At 59.2% G+C, this 24,215-nt stretch carries 9 protein-coding genes; 1 reads left to right on the top strand and 8 read right to left on the bottom strand.

Translation table 11 applies throughout. The features are described 5' to 3' along the window. The first annotated feature begins 210 nt into the window (after positions 1-210). Complete coding sequence (locus C0V72_RS13815; protein ID WP_233999960.1) at positions 211-615, top strand: hypothetical protein; 405 nt, start codon at positions 211-213, stop codon at positions 613-615. Positions 616-625: 10 nt separating this feature from the next. Here C0V72_RS13815 and C0V72_RS13810 read toward each other — a convergent pair whose 3' ends face one another. From C0V72_RS13810 to C0V72_RS13775, 8 genes are all read right to left on the bottom strand, one after another. Next, on the bottom strand, positions 626-856 hold the full coding sequence (locus tag C0V72_RS13810; RefSeq protein ID WP_101794728.1) for a hypothetical protein: 231 nt from the start codon (positions 854-856) through the stop codon (positions 626-628). Positions 857-1,058: 202 nt separating this feature from the next. Continuing rightward, the gene (locus C0V72_RS13805) at positions 1,059-3,236 is read right to left on the bottom strand and encodes a UvrD-helicase domain-containing protein (RefSeq protein ID WP_101794727.1); all 2,178 of its coding nucleotides are present in this window, start codon (positions 3,234-3,236) and stop codon (positions 1,059-1,061) included. Continuing rightward, positions 3,233-9,634, bottom strand: a complete 6,402-nt coding sequence (locus C0V72_RS13800; RefSeq protein WP_101794726.1) for a DEAD/DEAH box helicase — start codon at positions 9,632-9,634, stop codon at positions 3,233-3,235. Before C0V72_RS13800 ends, C0V72_RS13805 begins: the two co-directional genes overlap by 4 nt. A 1-nt stretch (position 9,635) precedes the next feature. Next, entirely contained in the window at positions 9,636-14,585 is a 4,950-nt protein-coding gene (locus C0V72_RS13795) for an Eco57I restriction-modification methylase domain-containing protein (protein ID WP_101794725.1), read from the bottom strand. 4 nt (positions 14,586-14,589) lie between these two features. Further along, positions 14,590-17,544 carry a DEAD/DEAH box helicase gene (locus C0V72_RS13790; RefSeq protein WP_101794724.1) on the bottom strand — a complete coding sequence of 985 codons (2,955 nt, stop codon included), beginning with the start codon at positions 17,542-17,544 and terminating at the stop codon, positions 14,590-14,592. Between the two features lie 25 nt (positions 17,545-17,569). Next, on the bottom strand, positions 17,570-18,418 hold the full coding sequence (locus C0V72_RS13785; protein WP_101794723.1) for a WYL domain-containing protein: 849 nt from the start codon (positions 18,416-18,418) through the stop codon (positions 17,570-17,572). Between the two features lie 171 nt (positions 18,419-18,589). After that, a complete protein-coding gene (locus tag C0V72_RS16275; protein WP_143704607.1) occupies positions 18,590-20,293 on the bottom strand; it encodes a hypothetical protein in 1,704 nt (567 codons plus the stop codon). A 4-nt stretch (positions 20,294-20,297) separates the two neighbouring features. Beyond that, positions 20,298-23,417: a helicase-related protein gene (locus tag C0V72_RS13775; RefSeq protein WP_101794721.1), complete on the bottom strand. Its 3,120-nt coding sequence runs from the start codon at positions 23,415-23,417 to the stop codon at positions 20,298-20,300. Between the last annotated feature and the right edge of the window lie 798 nt (positions 23,418-24,215).

Raw genomic sequence — 24,215 nt, 5'->3', positions numbered from 1 at the left:
CCCGGAAGACCATCCGCCGGGAAATCGATCAGGCCAAGGCGACACCTCGTAAAGCTGGATGTCGCCTTACGGCTCCTGTGAACTGTCCTTCAACACGAGGCACGCCGGGCCGAGGAACTGGCCAATCGCCTCGAAAGCCAAGCATCGTTCTTCGAAGGCGACAGTGCAGCGGGCAGTCTTAATCTGTCGCAGGCTTATCGCGAGTGGGGATTGGCCGAGATTGATAGCAACCGCGATTTCTACGGCCCGGTGCGTTTCGACGATATCAGCTTCCAACTCAGCCCCGAAGGTCAGGCACTCCAGGCCAAATTCATTGAGAGCTATGCTGAGCAACTTCGCGAAGGGATCGATGATCGCCTTGTCCTGACCACCGGACAGCCCGTCTCCCGTCCCGCAGCCTCAAGCGCAAATTCAGTGCGTGGGCGCGCGCAGATTGGCGGAGGTGACCAAGTATCCGTCCCTCAAGTGGACACAGAAATCGTCAAAGATGAGGTTCAGCGAGCTCAGGCCGCTGGCCGCCAGACGCTTGAGGGCTCAAGATCACGCCTAGATCGCGCCACCAAGGCAGCAAAGGGTGCTAGTGCAGAGGCAGCAGACGATGTGAAGGAGTGGTAATGTCTTGACATCACCAGAGCCCGAGTGAGGAGCCGATCAGATAAGAGAAACCGACGGCAATCACGACAGTCACACCAACTGTCAGCCTTCGACTCCAAGGGTCTGCCCAAGCTTTATTGATGCGATATTCCGTGAGACGATTGTCGCGAATTGCTTGATCAATCTCGGACAGCCCTTCCCACTTTGGGGTTCCAGCCGTCTTGGAGCTTTCGATATCTAACTTCGTCATCATGGCGTTCATCTCAGTTGCAGCCGGAACATAGGGGAAACACTTTTGCAAGGCCAGAAAAATGAGAAACGCGCGAATGTGGGTGCTGCCTTAAGGATCGGAGTACCTTCTGCAGGTTTCGGAACACGTTCCCCGGAACCTTCGCGTTGAATAGCTGAGCCAACCTTACGCAGCCCTAGTCCCGATCAAGCCGGAAGTGTAATCGAGGGGTATCTCACTTCAGTCCTGTAAAAAGGTTTGTCGGTTGGCCTGACCATGAAACTCGCAGCGCCTTCTTCGCGCGCGTCGCTGCAACGTGAAGAAGCGAGCGGTACTGGCAAATTATATCGTCCCGATCCGCTGCATCTACCGCGCTCTTTAGAGCGCCCTGAGGTGGAAATGACCCATCAGATAGAAACGGAATTGCAACAGCAAAAAACTCTAGCCCCTTCGCCCGATGCATCGTCGTGATCCGAACTCCAGTAGCGGAACGGTCGTCCGGGCCAGACTGAAGGACAACGGTTTCGATACCAGCTGCACCTAGCGCGCTCCTGACCCTGTCCGTGTCTAGTCGACGTGCGCAGAGGACACCGATCTCAGCGAGCCGCATTTGGTCCGTTGGGAGTGACCGAACCCAAGCCACCAACCCATCCAGTTCTTCCGCCTCAGATCGACACCCAACCAGCTCCGGAGCGACCCCGCGCATGAGGCTAATGTAGCCGCGCAAGCTGTCCGTACCCTCGTCTAGGTCGTCCACGTTGACCCCCTCAAGGATGGAGACGGCCCAGGCACGTATCTCTTGTGTCGTGCGGTAGTTGAGCCGAAGGCGCTTCGAACGTCCTCGGACGTTGATCCCGCATGCGGACATGGCGGCCCGCCGTCCGTAGATCCGCTGATGCGCATCCCCCACGATGAAAAGTGAGTTTTTGTCCCCGGACAGATTCTCCGGAATGATCGCTCTGATCAATCGGAACGCCTGTTCCCCCATGTCCTGTGCCTCGTCCACGATAACGGCCGAATAAGGAAGATTCGGTGCTTCGGCGGACAAGATCTCGGTTGCCTCCCGGTACGCGTCATCCGGCTCTGCGAGCCGCTCGCTGATCAGTCGGACCCGATAATCGGCGAAGATATCCCACAGGGCAGCCCGCTTCCTCCGATCTAGTGGGGTGCCACGTCCGGCTCGAGACGCCTTCAGGTATGCCTTTTGGTCGACAAGCCCTTTCGCCTGAATGATCTGCGACCACTCCGCCCGCACAAATGCCTCAGACAGCCCCTCCGGCAGCTCATGATCGTCGAACACTTCTCGCCAGATTTGGTCCAGCCGATCCCGCGCTTCCCCAAAGAAGGCAACCTCGCGCGCAAAACTCTTCCGCTTTAGAAACTGTGATACCCACCGATCGAGATTGATGACCTCGATCCGGGGTGGGCGTGCATCAAGATGGGCTGGGCAAAGGGTCCGCAGGTTGGCCTCGATGTCATGGGCTAGGCTGGTCGTAAAGGTAGTTAAAAGGACCCGCTGGCCCGCCCGGTCCGGGATCTTTTCGATCTGGTCCGCCAGGTGCTTAGCCCTGTGCATCGCGACGACAGTTTTGCCGGTCCCAGCACCACCTCGGACCAAGGCCGGGCCATTATAGTCCCGGTAGGCGATCTTGCGCTGTTCCGGATGCAGGAAAATGCGCCATCCTTCTAGCCCTTCCTCGAAAACACGACGCAGCTCGGCTTCGCTGTCTGGGATGAAGATTGTCTGGCGGCTCTGCTCCGTCTCGATCATCCGACCGAATGTTAGCTCAGTCGCCGGCACTTGGGCTTCTGCCTCAGTCTCTCCGCCGATCCCGGTCAGGGACCTAATTTCTTCGTCCTCATAGCCGGCAGCGACCGCGTAGAGTATTTGGTAGGTGAGCGGATCGAACTGGTCTTCAGCCGCCTCCAGATCATCGATTGTCGGGACGAGGTAAACCGCGGCGAGTTCCTCCTCAGGTACACCGAGTGTCCGCAAACGCGTGTTAGGGACACCTTCGAACAGACGTGGGGCCGCTACAGCTGGGGTGGCTACCAGCTCTGGCACTACCTCAACCTCTTCGATGATCCGGACGCGGTTCGTCTCCGGATCCAGCTTGACCCGGCGTCCGGCCGCCCAGCGGTATGCTTTGTCGTGCTCGTTTACGTGCACAAACATGATGTCGCGGCCCACCTCAAAGGCGATTGCACGGTAACCCTGATCGACACGCAGTGACTTGATTGAGTTGTCCTTTGCACCCTCCACGGTTTCGAGGTTGAGCCCGTTCGCGGACGGGTCGGACATGTAGCGGGTCATCATGTCCATGAACTTGAGCGCCACCCGATCCGGCAGTTTCCGCAAGCTCTTCATGCAGCCTATGTCATAGGAGACCCGTTTGTTCATTGTGTCCGTCATTTCCGCGCCTCCTGAAGGGCTGTGATAACTCTCGAAACCGTCTCTCCGACTTGGTCCGTTTCTGGGTCAAACTGGATAAGGACCCAGCCAACCTCATCGACGGCCATCTCAGCGACAGCTACGCGCGCGTCCGCCCAGCCAAACTCCATCATCCCGATTACGCGGCCACCAGTTAGCAAGTCGTCCCCAATCCGGTCTGGCCCGGGTGTCTCTGCGGCTATCAGTGCATCGATCAGAGTATGGAATGCTTCGTCGCAGAGGGCGCGCGCCTCCTCCCATGCGGCGGCCCCGGCACCAAGTTCATCTTGCTCAACGGGGTCCAGCATGTCCGGCGGGGCAAGCGTGTCGAGCCCATCGAACTCAACATGAAGCCCTCGCGCGCCCTGGAACAGGTTTACCAGCCGCCAAAGCCCCCGCCATGCCTCGGAGTAAAGGGTTTTAGCAGCCGGGACGTCGCCTGGGTCGGGAAGGACAGCATGCAGCAGAAGCCGGATATCACGATCTGACTGCGCCCATTCGGTTGGCGAGATTTTCTTGCAAGCCAAATAGAGATCGAGGGCGCCGGTTCCGACATGTTCTGATGCCTCAGATGATGCAAGGAACAAGCGACCTGTTTCGGACAGGGTAGCATGCCTTGGCAGCTGGTCGAGTGGCCGCCCCCCCTTCACAAGGCCCCGGACCAGAACCGAACGGATCGTTGTCTCGCTGTCGTCTTCGCCGTCTAGGAGGTGTTTCAGCGCATCGAGAGTGCTTACTGCCTGAAGGGCGCGCACCGCTTCCGCATGCGCAGAAAAAAGCGGGTTAGCCAGAGCATGTCCAAGAGGCCCGGTCATTTGCGGCCCAAGGGCGTTTTCAGAGAGCGGGTTAAGGTAGCCCTTATCGTCTTGGTCCAAGTCTCGCCAGGATAGTGTCCAGACCCGCACCTGCCCAGACCGGATCATGAGCATCCGATCCAGTAGATCCTGAGCGACTGAGTTTGCGTGATACTCGATCCCGTCCATTTCGATCACGACTGGCAGACCCCCGCTTCGCCCTACGGGCGTGAGCAGAAAGTCTACCCGCTTACGAGGCAGACCACGGTATCGGGCGTTGATCTGAACTTGTGGCTCGATCGTCCATAGACGCGGTGCATCCAATCGGCCCGCGCGCAGCACGAAGCCGCGTCGCCCTCCGGGAAGGACTTGCGGGGAGAGCGCCCCGTCACCGTAAAAGTCGGAGAGCGTCCGAAGAAGCCGCTTCTCGAGGACGCTTTCAACCAGGGCACCGCGGATTGACTCGTCGATCCCGGTTTCGGTCCGTGTCAGGCTGTCCCATTTTTCAAGGATCGCCTCCATCATCTGCCGCGCCCGATCCCGATCCGGCTCGCCCGGTCCGAACTGAGATCGGTAAGGTTTAACGCAGCGGAAACACCCGTTCCTGTCCGGATCCTGGTTGCATGAACAGTCTCGGAGAGCTTCTGCCGCGCTCTTGATCACCTGGCGCATCGTATCCGGATGCTCGCCGATTTGGCGAAGATACCCTGAGCCTCCGGGGACGGCATCATAGAGGTAAAGGCTGCGGACTTTCGTCATTCCGTTCAGCTGCGCCTGGAAAATGGTCGACCGGATATGATCTACCTTCCCAGCGAAATGCCGCCTCATTCCGAGATTTATGGCTGCCACGAAGCTCTTGAGGTCGTCGTCATCTGCGTCCCCGACGACCGGGATCACTATGCGGATCGCCTCCGTGTCGAACTTGCGCATCAGGAAAACGCCAGTCTCCCACCGGTCCCGAGGCATATCCGTTTCGCGATTAACGATGCAGCTTGGCGGATGTGTACCCCGGTCATCCTCTCCCCGTGATGGCCCCTGAAGGGACCCACAATGTTTGCAGATCAGGAACGGCTGAGACGGTCGCCTATCTCCAGCGATCCTTGGTCCCGGGAGGGTAGATTTCGGACCAAAATTGAAATCTCGAAATGTGCAGCTTGGAAGGAACTCAAATCCGAACGGCGCGCCAGTCTCTTTACTTGTAAACCAAGATGTCGCGATGTCCTCCGGTCCGTGGAACGGCATGAGGACGCGATCAAACTGACGCTGATCCCGTTGATCGCCGTCCCGGATCGCCGCCTTTTCCTCGCTGTTTACCGAAATCACCGACTTGAGCTGGACAACGTCGTGCCCAGATCCGCTATCCGACCACATCTCATCGCCGCATTGCGGGCAAGTGCGGCTCTCCGTTCCCTCGATCCTGTTCGCGACATGGGAACAAGCCGGGCAGAAGGTCCAGCGATCCAGATCCTCTTTCCCGATCTCGATCCGGTCAATCTTCACCTGACGGCCGTTCGCGTAAAAAAACTGACCTGGCGCGAATTCTGACAAGGCGGAACTTGCAGGACGAGAGTATTCAACGTGCAACAGCCCATCCTCGTCGCGCGGGACCGCACCGTCGTTGCGTCGCGATAAGATCGATGTCAGCTTCACCCCCTCTTCTGGGAAGGCGTAGTTCGGCAGGACCCCCTTGTCGGTGAGGAACTTGATCACCGGTACTTCGTCGATTCCGCTTCGGATCAGGCGGTTGATCTCTGTCCTGTCACGATTGATGTCTTGCTCTCGACGCAGGAACTCTTCCTCCGTGATTTCAGCGCGTCGCTTCTGGAGGCGCTTGAGCTCCTTGCTCGCCTCTTCCCGCTTATCCGCCAGCCGGGCCCGCTCAATTGCAACCGCATCAAAAGTTTCGCCGACACGCCACCCGATCGACTTTGTATCGGTCCCGGTCAGATAAGATCGGATCCGATTCACCAGATCTGTTCGGTCCCGAACCTGCTGCGGCAGTCCGGACAGGAACCGCTCGGCAAGTTCAGATCCGGTCTCCCGGACTTGGTCGAGCCATTCAATCGGGAACCCCTCTGTGGCTCCGCTGCCCCGACGTTTCAGGACATCCCGGACCTTCCCGTAATCCCCGCTCTCCTTCGAGGCTGCCACGTAGGCATCAAGAGTGAACGCGGTCACCTGACGCAGCAACACCTCCTCAGCGGCGAGGAACACACCCGGCGGGCGCACCTGGCCGGACAGCATCGGTGTTGGGTCCTCCCAGAATTGGAGGTCGTGAGCGCGTGCATTTGCGAGAACCATGTTCAGCGCGTTCCCATCGCGCCGTCCGCTGCGCCCCATCCGTTGAATGTAATTAGCTTCCTCTGGGGGGACAGAGCTCAGAAGCAGGGTGGACAGGTCTCCAATATCGATACCCATTTCCAGCGTCGGAGTGGCTGAGATTAGGTTTGGGGCCCAGCGGGTTTCCCCTTTGATGAACCCAGCCTCAACCCGCAGCCGCTCATTAGTTTCAAGGATCCCCGTGTGTTCGCGGGCGACCACGCGATGATTGCGATCTGAAAGAAGCGCCCTGCGCAAGGCTGGTCGGTCTGGCTGCTCCGCCTCGACGAAGCTCCCATCGCAGCCGATCCGGCTGCAGTCTGAACCAACGGCGACCCCCGCGTTCTTGGCTAGCCCAGTTTCACGTCGTCCGCACCGATCGCAAGTGAGCCCGATCGTGGAGGTGGAGACGGTTACCTGCTCTGGTACAAGCAGCCATGCGTGTCGGTTCTGCGCCTCCGGTCCAATGACACGCCGGACGATGTTGTCTGCCTCTAGCCGGCGCAGCAACATCGGGTACATCGTTTCGGGTTCCGTCCCGTACCGTAAGTCAGCCGGACCAATAGTTCTGAAGAGCCAGTCCCGATACCAGCTGCCAGAACCGGACCGGGTAATCCGTTCGAACCCGTTAGGTGCTTGCCCGAGCGTAACAGGAATCGGAGCAAGGCCCCGACGCCCGTCAGGGCTCGGAAGGGAGCTGGTCCTGCCGACCCCCATCTGAACCGCAGCCGCATACCAGTTCAGACCGTAGCTCCCCTTGGCAGTTGCAATCGCACTTTCGAGATAGGGGTGGGCCACCGATCCCTGCCGACGCATCTGCTGCGTAACTCCGGCGAGAAGCCTGGTCAGAAGGAGCGAATCGAACTCCGGCGCGCCCGGCAGTTCATTTCGCAGTTCGCGTGAGAGCCGGTCTGCGGAGAGGCGCAACACGTCAGTAGAAACCTCTGCTGCCGCCATTCCGTTGAGTTCAAGCGTGTGGTTGAAATGCGATCGATAGCTTAGGTCGACAAAATACTCCCAGCCAAGCCGTAAACGGATATGGTCGAGGAAGACTGGATCGGTGATCGACGTGTTGTTCTCGATCAGCTCGCGATACCGCCGCCGCCAGGTTTGTTCTTTAGGAATGAACTGCGCGGTGAAGCCGTCCGGCCCGATCTCAGCCAGCTGCGTCCTGGGTAAGTCTTCGATCACTTCATGCAGGCTCATCTCGCCGGTCTCGGCACGGTGCAGGGCGGAATAGAGGGCTTTCTGGTAGACCGAGAGGGCGTTCCGGGTCTCGGCGACCGCTGCCCGGTGGGCAGCGTCCTGAACGGAATCTGAGAACATCAGGAAACGCGGTTTCGCTTCCGGCAATTCCTCGTTCTGCGCCGAGGTGTAGAGGGTGCCAGTGATCCCAGTCGTAAGGCGTGCAGCACGCATCCCGAAAAGGAGGAGCCCTCGAGCCTGGCCGCAAGCAGGGCATGTTCTATCAATGTGCCCGTTTGCATCGGTCGGGTTATAGATCCAGACTGGAGCCGCGGGCCCAGGCTCAAGCTGGTTGTGATCAGCTGGTGTGAATTCGACGGTCTCTGCGTTGAGAACGCCTTTCACAATCTGGCCTCCGGCACCACTCGCCTGGATCAGACGGTCAATTGACTCGTGGTAGATTAGCCTGATCCGGCCGGCTCCGCTTTCGTCGAAGAATTCCTGATAAAGCTGCTCGAGGTCCGCATGGAGCGACTTAGAACGGGCGTCCTGCCGGCCCAAATGTGCCGTCGCTCCACACCTGTTGCAGTTAACGACCGGCAATGCCCTGCGGAGCATTTGGCGATCCAGATCAAGCGCATGAAAAAGGTCGATCTGCGAACGGCCGCCGCCCGCTTCAAGTCGAGGGAGGGTCGTGACCATCCGGGACGCCTCCCGAATCCAGAGCTGTAGCCTTACATTGAAAAGGGGTCGTGGGCTCTCGGCAGCACCTGACCGGGCCCAAGCCACCAGCGCGACCACCAGCTCGGCAAGAGCCCGCATGTCCGCTTCGGGCCAGTCCCGCAGTACCCGAACCTGAGAAAGCCCTGCCGCCACTGTTTCGAGCGAGGCGGGTCCCTTGTTCTCTGCGATGATCTTCAGTGTCCGCTGACACAGATGATGCTGGACCAGCCGGTCCCCGAGCGCGATCCTCCAAACCGGATCTGCGGGATCACCAGCGTCTATGAAGGTGAGGTCCGGGTCGTCACGCTCTGGAAAGAGGCAAACAGCCAATCTTCGTGCCGCGTCTGGCTGATCCATCTCCGCGGCCTCATCCAGCGCGTAGTGGATTTCCGACGGATCTGGCCGGTCGAGATATTCTGGGTCACCGAAAACCTGGTTAGGCGTCTTCCGTGTTTCCCGAACCACTGCACCAGCATCGAACGGTTCGCCGAAGATGGTCTCAGCGTAGCTGCGCAGTTCTTGTGCTGCTTCATCGCCAGAGCCAAGCGTGGCCGACGAGCCGACACAGATCAGGTGGCCTTCTGGTGTGTTCAGGCGGTACTTCAGGCGGCGCAGCAAAAGGGCGAGGTCCGCCCCTTGGGCCCCGTCAAAGGTGTGCATTTCGTCGACTACCAAGAACCGCAAGCTTTCCGGGTCGTTCTGCGCCCAGAGCGCCTTGTCGCGGCCCCGCAGCAGCAAATAGTCGAGCATTTTGTAGTTGGTGAGCAGGATATCCGGCGGGTTCTTTCGCATCGTGTCGCGGTGGGTGATCACGCTGTCTGCCGTCACCTCATACGTCGGATCCTTCGGCTCCGCGTCCGCATAGATGCCTGCGCGAACGCCATGCAGTGACGGTATTCCCGAGATCGCTGCCGCAATGCGGCGTGCCTGGTCGGTCGCGAGCGCATTCATCGGGTAGATCAGGATAGCCTTGATCCCGGGCCTCCCCTTGTTTTTCCGACAATGCTCCAAAATCGGCCAGAGGTAGGATTCCGTTTTTCCCGACCCGGTCCCAGTTGCGACCAGTGTCGAACGCATCGCGTCGCCGCTCAGCCGGGCGAACGCATCGGTCTGGTGCTGGTAGGGCGCGAACTTCAGCGGCACGTCAGGGAAAGGCTGCGTCCATGTCCCGTCCGCCGCGCCGTCGATCTGCCTAAATGGCATATCGACCGATATCCACGGCCCCTTAATGAAGTTTTCCGGCTCGGCGATGAACCGGTCTACCATCCCCTCGAAGGCGGAGCTGGTGCTGTTAAGGGTCGTGTGGACTAGTTCACGCAGACTGTCCTGGACATGACGGGCAAGGAGGATCGGGTTCATCTCAGGCGGCCTCTGCGGATTTCAGCCGCTCGAAATGGGCCCAGGCGCGGCGGTAGTCCCCGATCCGGTCGCACTGGGTGAAGGGGCCGACGAAATGGCGGGTGACGGTGCGGGGGCCGCCGGGCATCGTGTCGTCGATGGCAGTGCAAGTCAGTTCCGTGGGGCTCTCGGCGAGAATCCTCTCCCAAGCAGCGCGACCTGGACTTTTGCCACGGTCGTCGAGCCAGCCGACTCCAGGCAAGCCCTTGGAGCAGGTCCAGACGATCCGGCCGTTCTGATCGTACCAAGTCCCCGCCTCGTATTCCTGCATCACAGGGAAGTAGATCCGGTAGATCTCGATCAGCTGATCGAGCGTCAGGCCCAGAGCCTGCGCAACCAATACGTCGATCTCGACAAGCGCCATGCGGCGGGCAAACTCTGTACGAAGGCCTGCTGTCCGGCCCCAAGTAGGCGGGCCTTCGACTGGGCCTTCGAGTTGAAGGCGCGGGTCTAGTGAGGACCATGGGAGGACGTCGAGTGTACCGGCGTAGCGATCCCAAAGACTTGAATATGCTGACGTCAAGCAAGCCAAACGCAGGGCACGATGTTTCGCAACATCGTCTACCTCTGCCCAAGGCAATCCTTGAATATCCTTGTCGTGAAGATTTTGTTTCCCACTCGCTTTCACAAAAAAATCCATCGATATGGAGGCGAGAAAGGGAGCTGCATTTAGCAAGTGGGCATCTTGACTGAACGCGATGCTTTCTACGCTATTCACATGTGTCGTCCCTGGTGGGATTAATGTATTGACGAAGCTTCGCTCCCCGTTGAGGGCAACCATGGCTCGAAATGCGATCCGATAGAAGTCAGCATGACTTTCTGATGGGTTCCATCGGCAGCGACTGATTCGGCGCTTATATTCTGCCAATTCTGTCGCTGGACCATAATTTGTTCTTGGAAGGTATTCTTGCCCGACAGAGCATAGATCAACTATGTCATAAGCCTTATTAGAGCCGCAAATACGACGTGGAGTTTTGTACAATGGGTTTGCTACGTGGAATAACGGACCCTGAAGAATCATTTCGTCCGCGGCGCGAAATGCTGTTTCACGACGAATGGTTCCATCTTTCTGAGCGCTCGTCTCATTCCAATGAGCCGAAACCTGCCAATTTCCTACAGTTTCCGGCTCTGCCTTGTCTGCATTATTGCTGGATCTGCCAATACCCGCTGTGACGGCGGCATCCAACTTTGGAAACCGAGACATTCTTTTAAAAACGTCTAGTGTGCGAGCAGAATATGGCTGAATAAACCGCGCTTCTTCAATAGGAATATTATCATTTTCAGATAGCTCATAAATTATGGTCAGGGCCTCTTGGTCAATCCTTACAATACGCCCTTTATGGCCTTGGGTATTCCACTTGCCATCGTCTGTCTTTATGCCATCTACTGGCCCAGCCCCGTCATGGAGATAGGACTCGTCAACTTGGGAGGCGAGAAAGGCACCGCTGAAAGAATCAAAGTATGGTTCAGAAGGGGTTCCTCTATAAATATTCAATGAAAAGCGGACATTGTTGTCGACCTCTGCAAACATTTTGAGCTTGATCTGATTTCGACACTCAAAATATTTCGCGATCCGCGTATACCAATGCCGCCGGAAATTCCCCGACTTTGGGTCACCTAAATGCCCATCCTGATGGATCAGCGCCGCATATCCCTGCGGGGCGACGAGTCGGAACGACAGGTCAATGAAGCATCGGTAAAGGTTGTTTGACCCACCCCCGACGAATGGGTTCATCACCTCGGATGAGGTCAACTCCATCGCCCCCCGGGTCGACACAAAATCCTGCAGGAAGGCCTCGACCGCCAAAACCAGCCGCCCCTCGCGCCGCACGGGGGGCGCCTTCGGCAGAGCTTCGGGCAAGGCCTTCTTCGCGTCCGAGGCAGACAGACCCGCATAAATCGGGTCGATATCCGCCAGCACCAGCCCCTCGTTCCACGAGGGCTTGGCCCAGGGCGGGTTTCCTACGATCACGTCAAACCCGCCCCGCGCCTTCATGAGGTCGGCGAAGATCAGGTCGAAATGCACGAAGCGTTCGCGCTCAGCCACTCCAACCGCCGTTTTTAACCAGTCGAAATTCTCGATCAGCGCCTCGACGTTCGTCTCCCGGAACAGCCCGTCCTGCAGCTTGGCGGCGGCCTTAAACAGGTCGCGCGCGGGGGCGTCAGGTTCTAACAGGTCGAGGAAGTCCGGAGCCGGATCGGCGAACTCCGCCACACTGGGAGCAGCCAGCGACCCGTCGGCGGTGAACCCGCCCTCAAGGATCATCGCCATCCCCTGAAGAAACTCGGCCCGGCCGGGCAGCAGGTCTGCCTTGTCCAGCGGCCAGAGCCAGAGGGCGCACCAGGCATCCATCGCAGTTTTCAAACGCTTGTAGGGCAGTGTGTTGGTGGCGTGATCGGCCCCGATCAGGTGAGCGTTCAGACGAGCCTTCTCGTGGAAGTCTAGTCGCTTGTTCCCAGGCATGACCTTGTCCGGCCAGAGGGTGATCTCGTCATTCGCGGCAGCGCGAGTCTTGGCGAGGTCCTCGGCGACCTGATCGAACAGTGCCTCAGCGACCCGGCTGAGTTTCTGGACCAGCTTGACCTCGTGGGGCTCAAGCTTCTTGAAGAAGCCGTCCTTGCGCCACGCCTTGATCTTGTCCTGCGCAGCTTTCGCGAAGGGGGCGATCGACTTGTCCTTGTCGAAGTTCGCCATGTCCTTGGCGGGCAGAAGCCACTGCCAGACGTGCCCGTCCGGCAGGCGTTTGCGCCAGCCGATCTCATCTGGTCTCCCATTGAACCAGAGGTCGCCCTGCGCCTTGGCGCTGAGTAGCTCGGGAGCATAGGCGGCGCGCCTCGCGCCGATCAGGGAGTTCCCGGCATGAAGCTGGTCCCCAAACCAGGGCGAGAATTCGCTACCGTGCAGGCTGTTCAGCCAGAGCGAGATCGCCCCCAGTTCGACAGCGATTGGGTTCAGGTCGACCCCGAAGCAGTTCCGGTCCGCGATGTAGGCCCGGACCCGCTGTTTCTCGAGGACGATATCCTCCTGCGGGATGGTCCGCCCCGTCTCTTTCTGCTTGCGCTCGAGATAGAGGTCAGCGAGCTGGTTCGTGGTTTCCACAAGGAAGGCGGCGGAGCCCATCGCGGGTTCGAGGATCTTTAGGTCCAGAAGCTCGTCAGCCGTGAGGTCTCGGCACCGCTCCATCAGCGCGTGCTTGACCAGCAGCCGCGCGAGCGGTTCCGGCGTATAGTAGGATGCGGATTTCTCGCGGTCCCGGCCCGCGAGGCGGTAAATGAAGGTTCCCTTGGGATAGACCAGCGCCTCAGATCCGTTGAAAACAATCTCGTCCGGGGCGAACTCGTTGATCCGGCTGCGGGGGATGAACCAGCTCGGCGCCAGCTTGTCCACCTTGTCACGGCGGATGGCATCCTCCTGTTCGACCTCTTCTTCGTCGAACAGGTCCTCTTCGGCGTCATCTTCTGCCTCGGGCGCTTCCGCCTCCTCCCCGTCTTCGGCCGCGTCATTCGACCGGCCTTTGCGGGGCTTCAGCTCGATAAGGTCGGTCTTTGCGACGACGCCGGTAAAGGAAATCAGGGTTTCATAAACCGCGCCCAGCTGACCGATCCCGAGCTTGGCGTAGGATATCCGGCCTGTGTTCTTGCCGGTGGAGCGGAGCGACAGCAGCCGGATCACCTGTTGAACCGCCTCGTTGCGCAGCCCCAACCCGTTGAGGAGCGGCGTGCTCTCCGGATCGAGCAGGGACACCTTGACGGCGGGCAGGCGCAGCCCCGTCCCACGCTCGTCATCGGAGAGATCGAGGCCAGTGTAGAGGAGGTCGAGGGTCCGCCGAAGGCTTTCCCAGAGGAACGTCCCCTCCCGATCCGAAATGGTGCGGAGCGGGACGGATTCCAGCTCGCGCAGCGCCTCAAGCGAATACCCCGTCGCGTAGATTGGGTTGCGCATGTCCAAAAGGTTCAGACGCGGGTTTGCCTCCGCGTAGAACAGGAACAGCAGCCGGTACATGTAGCGCAGGCACTCACGCGACAGCTCCGGCCCGTCGATCCAAACCCCGCGCCTGCCCGGGTCGGGGAAGCTGGACGGATACTTCCCGCCGGTTACTGCAATTACCTCTTGGCCGAGCAGCTCGATGGCGTCCCGCACGGTCCGTTTCAGGGAGGTGGTGACAGCGTTGGCGTTCCGCTGCGCTTCCTCCTCGAGCCGGTCGGAGATCGGCGCACCTTGATCCGGGACACGCGCCTCACGAGAGATCAGGCAGGCCATCACGGTCAGCGTGTCCCGGTCCTCGCGGGTGAAGATTTCTTGAAGGTCGAAGCGGAGGACGGACCGGGCCGGCCATTTTCGTTTGTCGATCAGGACGATCTGCGAGAGACCGAGGACGAGAACGTGACGGGGGCCGTCGGACAGTTCGAACACCCCCTCGGCAAGGACGGACTCGATGGTCCGGTCGGTCAGGACGGCGTCGCTCAGGTCCGGCGGAAATTGATCTTCGGTGAAGCAGGCGCCCAGCGGGTCCGATGCCTCATCCTCCGGGGCTGGGATGGCCGCCTCGATCACCCAGAGCGCGTCACGACCGCTGGCATCTGCGGCGCGGGACACAAGAGGAATCACCGGCGCCCCGTCGAGAGCCACATACGCCCCTTCGCGCCGCCACACATAGCCGAGAGCGACCAGCACGTCGTGGTGCGCGTCCCGGACAAGTTCTGCGCGCCGGGAACGGTCCGAACTGTTGCGAACTTGACGCAGCACCTCAACTGTCGTGCCAGCGACGCGGGCTAGCCGTTCTACGGGATGGGCGGCTCGGTCCAAACCGGCCCAGCGGGCGGTGATGTCCTGAAGCTCCTCCTTCAACACGTCCGAAAGAGTGCCGGATGGGAAGAACTCAGCTTCGTTTTCGATCCCGATCAGGTCCATTCGGTCACCCCACAAAAACAGCTTTGACGTCGACATGCGGGTTCGGGTCGGACACCATTTTTCGGGTCCGCTCGAACCAGTCGGTCCAGTCTTGGAACAGCTTCTCGATCCCCTCTTCCCGCTTGCGGCGGATGGTCAGCCGCCTCTTCTCATGTGGGCTGAGTCCTTCGTCGGTACCGGGCATGTCGCCGAGATCGAGCGTAAGCTGAGCTCGGAACCGCGTCTCTAGATCCGATAGCCGGTCAAGAACCGCGTCGAGGTCCCGCTCAATATCCGCCTCGCGTGCCTTCCGCAGATCGACAAGGTGCGTCTGGAACCGGTCCACAGCAACAGGGATCGCCGCCTGCGCCGCCGAGAGGTCTTCCAACGGTCGGCTCGGGGTGTCTCCGGCGAGTCGGGTCCTTTCCAAGAATGTGCCCACCTCTTCGAGACGGACGGTTCCGTCCGCTGTCCGGATCACCACCGCCCATCGGTCCACGACGGGGGCCCCGTTCGCGTTCGGGATCGCCCCATGCAGAATTACGGCAACCTCCCCCGGAGGCAGACGACCCACTAGCGGCGCGACCGGAGCCGCGTGTTCGGGGAAGAAGGTGCTGGACCGATCTGCGAACCATTGAAGGATCGGGTGCCCGTCCCAGAGGAATTGTACGTTTGGCCAGGCCCGGTCCTGCGCCTTCGCGTCGTTGATTGCCTGGTTGATTACCCCGGGTTGGTCAGTCAACTCGATCCGGCCTCCAGGGCCGACCGCTTCCTCCGGCATGAATCGGCTATCCACGGCCCCATCGCTCGCATATCCGAACCCGTCGCGCGCCCGCATGTCATCGGGTATGGCAAGCTGGATGAGACGGTCGGCCGCCTGGATCTTGGGCAGCTCCGAGAAGGCCTTTTCTTCAGGTCGAGACAGCCGCTCAATCATCGCCTGTGCGTAGGTGAATGTGTCCGGGTACAGGCGAGGCGGGGCTTGATCCGTCGGGGGTGACGCGTCGGCCGGAGCCGGGGCTGCGTAATCCCCGAAGAGTGCCGCGAACTCATCGTCCACCGACATATGGGTGACGGCCTCTACCGCACGGGCGTCCATCTGGCGCTCGAACGCCTCCGCGCCGATTCCGGTGGCGACAGCTTCCGCGACCACCGCCTCCTCCCCTGCCGCGTCTCCTGCGCCAAGGAACACGGCCGGGTCACCGACGCCGGCCTGCGCTGCCTCGTCCTTCGCGACAAGCTTCTCGAGGACCCACATCTGCCGCACTTTCGGGTGCGTGCTCTCGCCCACGAAGTAGCTGATCTGAGGGGGTCGGTCCTGTCCATAGCGGTCAATCCGCCCGTTCCGCTGCTGGAACCGCAGAAGGGACCAGGGCAAATCGAAATGGATCAGACGGTGACACTGGAAGTGAAGGTTGAGGCCCTCGGACGCCATGTCAGAGGCGATGAGAATTCGGATTGGAGAGCGCTCCTGGCCAAATGCCTCGATCACCTCTTGGGTCCGGGCGTCCGCCTCGACGCTTCCCCCATCAACTCGCGCCACCTGGTCGGTGGACAGATCCAAGTCCTCGCGCAGGCGGTCGGCAAGCCAAGACACGGTCGCGATCCGCTCTGAGAAAATGACCAACCTGTCCCGGGGTGCCCGACCAGTCCATTTCAGCTCGCGCAGCAGGTGCAGGAGGTCTTGGTATTTGCTGAACGCGCCCGGATCGATCGCGGCCACATGGTCGGCGAGCGCCTTGAGCCGATCTCGGTCAGCCTCTGTGCCGCGGGCAGTTCCATTCTCGATCCCCCGGATTCGGCGTGAGAGTGTCTCGAAGCAAGCGGCCGGGCTGGAGAAGATGGCCTTGGCGATGGTGGTTCGGAACAAATCAATGGCACGCCCTCGGGTCTGTTCCTCGTCAAGATCAAGGTGGAGGTCCGCGATCGCCTGATAGGCCACCTCTTCCTGCGGGCTGAGGGGGAAGCGGCGCGGGAAGAGCTGCCGTTTCGGAACCTGTCGGCCTATATCGGCAACCACTTCCGGCGACGAGCGGAACCGGCGGACGACCAAGTCCTCGATGTCCGATCGGTGCAGCCGGGTCGGGTCTGGAACCCTGGTCGGGTCCAGCATCTTGATGAGACTTGCGAAGCTCTCTTGCGACCCGTCATGCGGGGTCGCTGTCAGGAGGAGCAGGGAGTCGGTTCGGCGAGACAGAAGCTGCGCAAGCTCCGCCCGCTGAGAGTTCGACCCTGCGGCCGACTTCCGTTCGGCCGCGTTATGGGCCTCGTCGATGATGATCAGGTCCCAGTAGGAGTGTTTCAACGCGTCCCGGATCTGGTTGTCACGTTTAAGCGTGTCGATAGAGACGATTGACCGGTCGAACTGGTCGAACACGTTGTAATGCGCTGGGATCTTGTTCCGCATGCGCCGGATCGCGGCGCTGTCGAGCCGAGATAGTGGTATGGAAAACCGGGTCCAGAACTCTTTCTGGAACTGGGTCAGCATGGCTCGGGTCGTGACCACGAGGATCCGATTTGCCCGGCCGCGAAGGGCGAGTTCAGAGGTGATCAATCCCGCCTCCAAGGTTTTCCCGAGGCCCACGTCATCTGCAATCAGGAGGCGTACACGGTCTTGGGCCAGCGCCCGTTCCACTGGCAGGTGCTGGAAGCTTAGGTCGTCAATCGCGGCATGGCCAAGTGTCAGTGGGCGTCGCGTTGTGGTCGGCGTCGCCCGGAACGCGGCTGCGAGATGCAGTTTGGTGTCGATCAGACCAGGGGATGTATCCGGGACCAGCCTGATTGCAGCGGGGTCAAGAACGCGCGCGCCCTTCTCGAGGTCCCAGACAAACCGGGCCTCCTTTTCGCGAACCAGCCCTGACAAGCCTCGGCAATGAACTTCGCGATAGCCGAGCTTCAGCGTTGACGTAGCCAGAACCTTCCAAGTTGCTGAGCGAAGTCGGATTACGGCGCCAGGGGTCGGGTTTGCTTGTGCGGTCACAGTACTAGCGCCTTATGAGTATCAATCATGCCGCAATTGCATCCTTGTTTAGCAACACAATCTGCTGGTCCTGGGGCTTCCGCGCAGCAGGATCGGTATCTAGGCCCAGCCTCTTTAAAGCGTAGAAGAGCAAGGCTTTGCGAACGGGGATGACAACCCGACCATTCTGCATGCCGTAGTCAAGTTCGATCACCCGCTTCTGATTTAGACTGAGCTCCGGATGCGGCCCGATCTCAAGCTCAATGACATCGTGCCACGCCGTGTCTTTGGCAGCCTGATCTTCCGCTTGGCGACTTTGCTTGGTTTCCGAGATGCGGGACAGAACGAAGTCTTTGAACTGGCCGCTTTGCTCGCAAAACGCGCGTGCATGCCAGCGGAAGCCATCAAATCCGAGGGCGTGAGGAATGATCCATCGCCATTGTGGTTCTGGTGAGGACATCGACTGGTAGCAAATTTCGACCGCCTCGTGACGACGAATGGCAATTACGATCGTACGAAGAACCGTCGGAAGCACGCCTCTGGCCGGGAAAGTAATGCTCCCGAAATCTGGGATGTTTCCTATCCATGCCTCATGCTTACCGAGGAGGCCATCAGACAGCGAACGCACATGCGACAGGTAGAGGCTGGCATCGGGCTTCAGAAAAAGCGGTTTGAATGCTGTTGTCCGGACATAGGTTCGGGCACTTTTGTCGTAACACATATTGTCCGGTGCCAAGCCTAGGTAACGGTTCAAGTCTGTAGACGCCTGATTGACCGACACGTTGAAGGTGTCGATGATATCCCCGCGATTGACGTAACCTTCCCAGAAAAGCCTGAATTCGATGAATTCGAGTTTGCGCTCGACACCCCATCTCAAATTCGGTTTCCCGTCCATGGCCAATCCCTTCGCCTGCGAATCAATTTTTGGACCCGTCCAGAAAGTTGACTATCAAATCGTCTAACTGGAAACAGTGTCACCAACAATCGACCTGTTCCCACCGAGGCCATCAAGGACGGCCAACGGGAATTCCCGGCCGGTCTGTGATGGTTGATGCTCGGCCCGCCATCAGACCAAATCCTTATCGGTCATCCGAAAGGGCTGAACGGGGAGCGGCGGAATGTCGTCTATCTCCGATGGGAGACGCAATTCGTGAAGCTCGGTAACGTCACGGGTCAGTCCGTAGGCAAGCAGAAGCCGCGACTGATCTCCTTTCTCGCGAAGAATCTTCGATGGCGGAGCTGGGCGCTTGAACGGGAGGGCCCCAAGCACCCGGTCTTGAGGGAGCAAATTTATGAATCGGGCATGGAGGTCGGTATCACACCCTCCTCCGGTGATCACCAGTTGGACCGGCATCCGTCTGCGGCCCGGCTTAAACAGGCTTGGCGCTCGAGTTTCCGACTTCGCCTTCCCGTAGACATCTTCGAAGAGGTAATTGCATGCGCGGGTGAAGGTTGTGTCATCGACCCCAGCAGATCGGGCAACCTCGAGAGCACCTGCTCCGAACAGATCAACGCCCGCTGTGAACACTGACGCCTTAAGCTGAGCCTGCAAATTGAACGAGACGATATCCAGCGTCGACGCGCCCACATCGATCAGGATATGGGCGCCGTGCTGAACCATGGGGTCTGCGGCATACCCAGCGATCGCTGCTGTCAGTTCAGGGACAAGCTGCAAGCAGGGAGGCAGGGTGGACGGCGCAGCCGCCATCTCTAGCCTCAATGCCTGCAGGTTCAACGCGCCAACTTTCGGTGCCAGCGCATAGGCTGCTGTGACCAAGCGGGAAAACTCAGTGAAAGCTCTCTTGTCATCACGAACAGCGACTGGAATTCCGATGTTGATGAGCACGAAATGATCCGCGCCGACCGGGTTCAGGGGCTGCTCCAGAGCGTAGGCCCCGACCATATAGGCGAACTGCAGAGCCAGAAATGCCGTTGCGGCTTCAGCTCTGGTGACCTGAGGTACCTGAGGCATAGGGTTCGAGCCGTGGCCGGCAATCAACCCTGTTTTGAAACCATCGAGCGCGATGGCGCCATCCACCGGATATAGCGAGAATTCCTCGTTTCCTAGGTGATACCAGATGACGCTCTGCCAAAGGCCAGGATGCTCCGCGGATCGAAGTTCATCTGGTACAGGTATCACGGCCACCGGATCGTCAGCCACATAAGGCTGGCGGTAGGCTACCTTGAGCGAGCTTGTGCCAAAATCGAAGCCGATGATGTAACCGTCTTCGTCTGGTTCTGGACGATCCCGCAAGATACCGGATCCAGCAGCAATGGCGCGGTCAATAACTGCTTTGCTCGCATTGGAAATCGAATGCGGCCGCTCCTCGACCGAAGGCGTGGAACCGCCGACCAGCGCCCGCACACGATCCGCAGCGGATTTTCGCAACTTCGCGTGATCGTCGGCCAAGGCAACCCTGGGCTTTTGCGCAGGTGCTGACCGAGCAGCCGGTTTTGCGGCCTCGGCAGCTTTGTGAGGCGTTGCAGGTGCGGCCCGCTGCAATCCCTCCGCTACGCCTTCCTTGGCTTCGCCCTGTAACGGCGTGTTTAGGCGATCCAAGGCTGCCGCCGTCAATTTGGGCTTGGGACCTGTCGGCTCTTGAACCGGCCTTTCGGGTTGCGAAGCAGCGCGCCGCTTCTCTTCGGCCTCTTTCTGACGTCTGGCTTCAGCAGCCGCGGCTTCAGATTTTATCAACGTGCGCTTCAGATCCCCAAGCGCGGACCCGAGGTCACCGAGTCTTGCCTTCGGGAAGCGGTGATTGCGGCTCATCGGATCACCCCGTCACTTCAATGATCGCCACGCCAACGAGTTGGGGCTGTGCAATCTCGAAGGCGTCTTCCTTGACCTTCAGATCGTCCAGTTTGACGTCCATCCGGGCAAGAAATTTATCGAGTTTGCCTTGGAGCATCTTGGCAGATCGCAGCTTCTTGTCCTTCTGTTGGACGTCACCGCCTGACAGTTCCAGATCGAGGATCCGGGATTTCATGTCGGTGCGTTTACGTTCTCGGTGTTCCTGGACCAATGCAATCTGGGTTTCGATTTGGTCATAATGCCGAGCCGCCTCAGCATTCTCGAAATCGTCCCGAGCGTTGGCAATGAGCGGAACGATCCTGGTTTCGACAGCATCGATAGCGCTACTTAGCTCCTCGGGAGCAAGTGCCGAGAGGATTGGATCAGAGGACAGAGCCTGAATAAGCAGCTTTTCGGCATCGTCAGGTCCGACAACCTCGCCCGTCCGCATTTCAGATGCCAGATAGAATAGCTTGTCGACGGGAACGAGGCCATCGATTGACCAGCGTTCAACCGCGACTGCGTATCGTCCCTGCTTCAGACCGCCGGTCTCCTGTCGAGAAATCCTAAGCGATGTGACAGGGCGAATGGCCAGACCAGCCAGGCGGCGTTGGCGGATCTCGGATGCAAACCGTGCCAGTGGATGTGTCATGGGCACAGTATCCATTGCTTTGAAACGGCCCGGGTCTGGATTGCTGCCGAATATGACGCGGACACCAGATCCTGCATCTCTTCTGAAGCGCGTCGGGTAACGCTTTGCCGAACTGTCCAGAAAACGTGCGAATTCAGCTTGTGCGCGCGAGGACAGACGCGCTTCATAGATTTCGATCGGCGCGCCAGGCACCCGATCAAATCGAGTGTCGGGAAAATTCTCCACTAGCGTGCTGACGATGTAGTCCCGAAGGTCGCTACTCGAGAGCATTTTGTGGGGTGCGTTGGCCTCCTTGATGCGATTGAGGATGTTTTCCCCGTGGGCGATGAGCCCAGGCGCCTCACGCTCCAGTTGATCCGCCTGCTGCTTGCGGGCTTCGGCCGCTTGGGTAGCGCGGTCGATCTCTGCTGCTCGCTCAGCGAGACTTAGCGTAGGGTCCGACAGGATGATATCGAGATCCTTGACGATCTCGCCCAGAATCGGCTCGAAATCGCCTAGGGCGTGTCGGATGATGTCGAGGCGCTGATAGAGGCGATCATAGACGATCTCCTCGATGGTATTGCTGGCAATAAGATTGATGATGTCCACGGATTCGGACTGCTGACCAATACGATCGACGCGGCCGATCCGTTGTTCAACTTTCATGGGATTCCAGGGCAGATCCCAATTGAGCACGATCCGGCAGAATTGCAGGTCAAGACCTTCGCCGCCTACTTCTGAGGTCAGGAGCACGGTGCCGCCTGGCGCATCCGCGAACCGTTCAACGGTCTGCTGGCGGTCCTCTTTGATCCCGCCGTGGAGCTCCACGACATTAATCCCCTGGGATTCCAATCGCCCCTTGAGATAGCTGATGACGCGCCTGAAGCTTGAAAAGACTATCAGCTTCTGGTCGCCATCTGCAGACTTGAGGTCTTTGATCGCAGCGCTCAGTCTCTCAAACTTGGTATCGTTCCGCTCCAGCTCAGCAAGGACTGTGCGGTCATCGCAGATTTCGCCAAGAGCACTGACAAGCGGACCTGGGATTGATTTCGGCGCGTCGTCGTCCTCTTCATCCAGCGAAAGATTGCCGGTCTTCTCCCCCCAATGGCGATAAGCCGACGCGAGGCTGGACGCCAGAAGACGCTGTGTCTGAGCTAGCAGGAACCGTTCATTGAGATCCCGGTCATAGGCGTAACGCTCGATCGCATGCGTAATTCGATTATAGAATTTGCGTTCGTCCGCTGACATTTCCCAAGGAATGGTCTTGGGCCGCCGCTCGACCTTGAACTCAGCCACATCCCGGCGTCGTGTTCGGTTCACAATCGAACCAAGCAGCGACATCTCCTCTAGCCGGGCGGCCAAACGGACCCTGGTTTCAGGGGTATCTTCTAGCCCAGACTTCAGTTCAGCGCGAAGCCGCTTGAGACGCCCCCCGGTTTTGAGAATCCGCCCAGGCGGCAGCTCATCTATTAACTTTGCCACTGAGGCGATGGGCACCCCGGGATTTCTGGCTGCTTCGCAGGCGGCAACCAGAGGCGCGTTTTCATCCTGCAGGATTGCAAACTGCCATTCGTTTTCAAACGTGTCCGGATCAAGCAGTTTCAGCAGCACCCGCAGGTCATTCGAGCGCAGGTTGATCGGGGTGGCGGATAGTAAAAGGCTATAGTCTGCAGCCTCGGTGACCAGCTGTCCGAGTTTATGATTGGCGGTATCGGCATTGCGCATGTGGTGGGCTTCATCGAAGATCACCAGGTCGAACAGCTCGTCATCTCGTTCATCGGCCAAGTAGCGAGCCAGCAGCCCCCTAGCGGACTGGTCAGGCTCCACATCGTCATTCCATTTCGCTGGAGGTCGCAGCGACGAAAGTGATGCGATGGCGGCGAAGCCCTGCTTGCGCTCAGCATCATCGCGCAGCAGATCCATTAGCTCCGCCGCATTGCACGCCTTGGCTTCCACGTTGAACTTTGAGCGCAGCTCAGCCCGCCATTTCTCCACGAGGGGTTTGGGACAGACCACCAGCAGCCGCCGAGCGTCGAAGCGAGCTACCAGTTCGGTCCAGATCAGCCCTGCTTCAATAGTCTTTCCCAGACCGACTTCGTCAGCAATTAAAAGCCCTCGCGCTGGAGCGTTGAGCAGTTTCAACAGAGGCTTGAACTGATACGCATGAAACTGGGTGTTGGTGGCACCCATAGCGTAGATCATGTCTGCCAGCTTGCCGGTCATTCTCAGGTGATTGATCGTACGCCGCAGATCGATCGGTGAGGAAAGCTTCCCATTGCGAAGATCCTCGAGCGCGTCGACTTCTACCTCCACCCGTTCAAGCTGACTGGCTGGTCGGCGGGCACGACCGATGGAAAATTCCACTTCTATCATTAGGCGACCGCTCATCTCTTGCGGGGGAGAATCTGTAACGACCCCCACTGCCGACGGATCGCGCTTGAGACGTACTCGTTCTCCAGGCTTGAAATTCATCGATTCAAGCGCCCCCTACTGCCCTATCAACCGTACAAACTCGAATCAGTTTATTGACCCGTACAGTAAGTTGACTCTCATACGATCTAACCAGGAAGGCCGTAAGCGGCAACCGCTTTATTTCCAGACTCTTACGTCGGAAGCCGGCTAAGGACGGCGCTGGCGATTTTGCGACATTGCTAGCTCAGAGCATAATGGTCTGAACGGCCGGACAAGAGCAACAATCCGGTGAACATTTGAATGGACTGCGCGACCGGTGGGGGCAGGTCCCATCGAGCATCGGCAACTACAACACCATGAGCTTGGCGCAAAAAATCAACATCGAGACGCCAACGCACGCGTTGCACGAATTTACGCCATCGGCTCTGTCGAACAACGTTCAAACGACGGACATTCGTTGATCACCCGTTCATTCTGCTGACCTCGCGAGAGCCCACCGGTTGCGACCGCAATTGCCAGTTTGGCAGCTTTCAGAACGTGCGCTGACATCATTCAGATATCGGCGCAAGCGCTCCTCGGTGCTTCGACGTACCCTTCGGCCTGACCTCAGATCGGTCACCAGTCTTGGGTCACGAACAGCCGATCGACCAAAGGTACTGGGCGAAACGCCGTTCTGCTCAAGATAGGCTTCGATTTGCTCCAGTAGCTCCATCGCCAACGACTCGCATTTAGCTTGTGTTCCTGATATGTTCTTACTAGGGAGTGAGAACGGCGGTGCAAAATTAGACCACGGTAGCGGCGACGAAGTGTTGCTGCGGGCGGCGTAAAAGTCGTCCACTTTGCCCTTTTGCGGGAGCG

The sequence above is a fragment of the Porphyrobacter sp. TH134 genome (assembly GCF_002855495.1).
Taxonomy (GTDB): Bacteria; Pseudomonadota; Alphaproteobacteria; order Sphingomonadales; family Sphingomonadaceae; genus Erythrobacter.
This window is presented reverse-complemented; position numbering and strand designations above follow the sequence as displayed.

Excerpts from the sequence above, each read along its gene's own strand:
- C0V72_RS13810 (WP_101794728.1), bottom strand. The coding sequence starts at position 856 with ATGAACGCCATGATGACGAAGTTAGATATCGAAAGCTCCAAGACGGCT.
- C0V72_RS13805 (WP_101794727.1), bottom strand. The coding sequence starts at position 3,236 with ATGACGGACACAATGAACAAACGGGTCTCCTATGACATAGGCTGCATG.
- C0V72_RS13800 (WP_101794726.1), bottom strand. The coding sequence starts at position 9,634 with ATGAACCCGATCCTCCTTGCCCGTCATGTCCAGGACAGTCTGCGTGAA.
- C0V72_RS13795 (WP_101794725.1), bottom strand. The coding sequence starts at position 14,585 with ATGGACCTGATCGGGATCGAAAACGAAGCTGAGTTCTTCCCATCCGGC.
- C0V72_RS13785 (WP_101794723.1), bottom strand. The coding sequence starts at position 18,418 with ATGGACGGGAAACCGAATTTGAGATGGGGTGTCGAGCGCAAACTCGAA.
- C0V72_RS16275 (WP_143704607.1), bottom strand. The coding sequence starts at position 20,293 with ATGAGCCGCAATCACCGCTTCCCGAAGGCAAGACTCGGTGACCTCGGG.
- C0V72_RS13775 (WP_101794721.1), bottom strand. The coding sequence starts at position 23,417 with ATGAATTTCAAGCCTGGAGAACGAGTACGTCTCAAGCGCGATCCGTCG.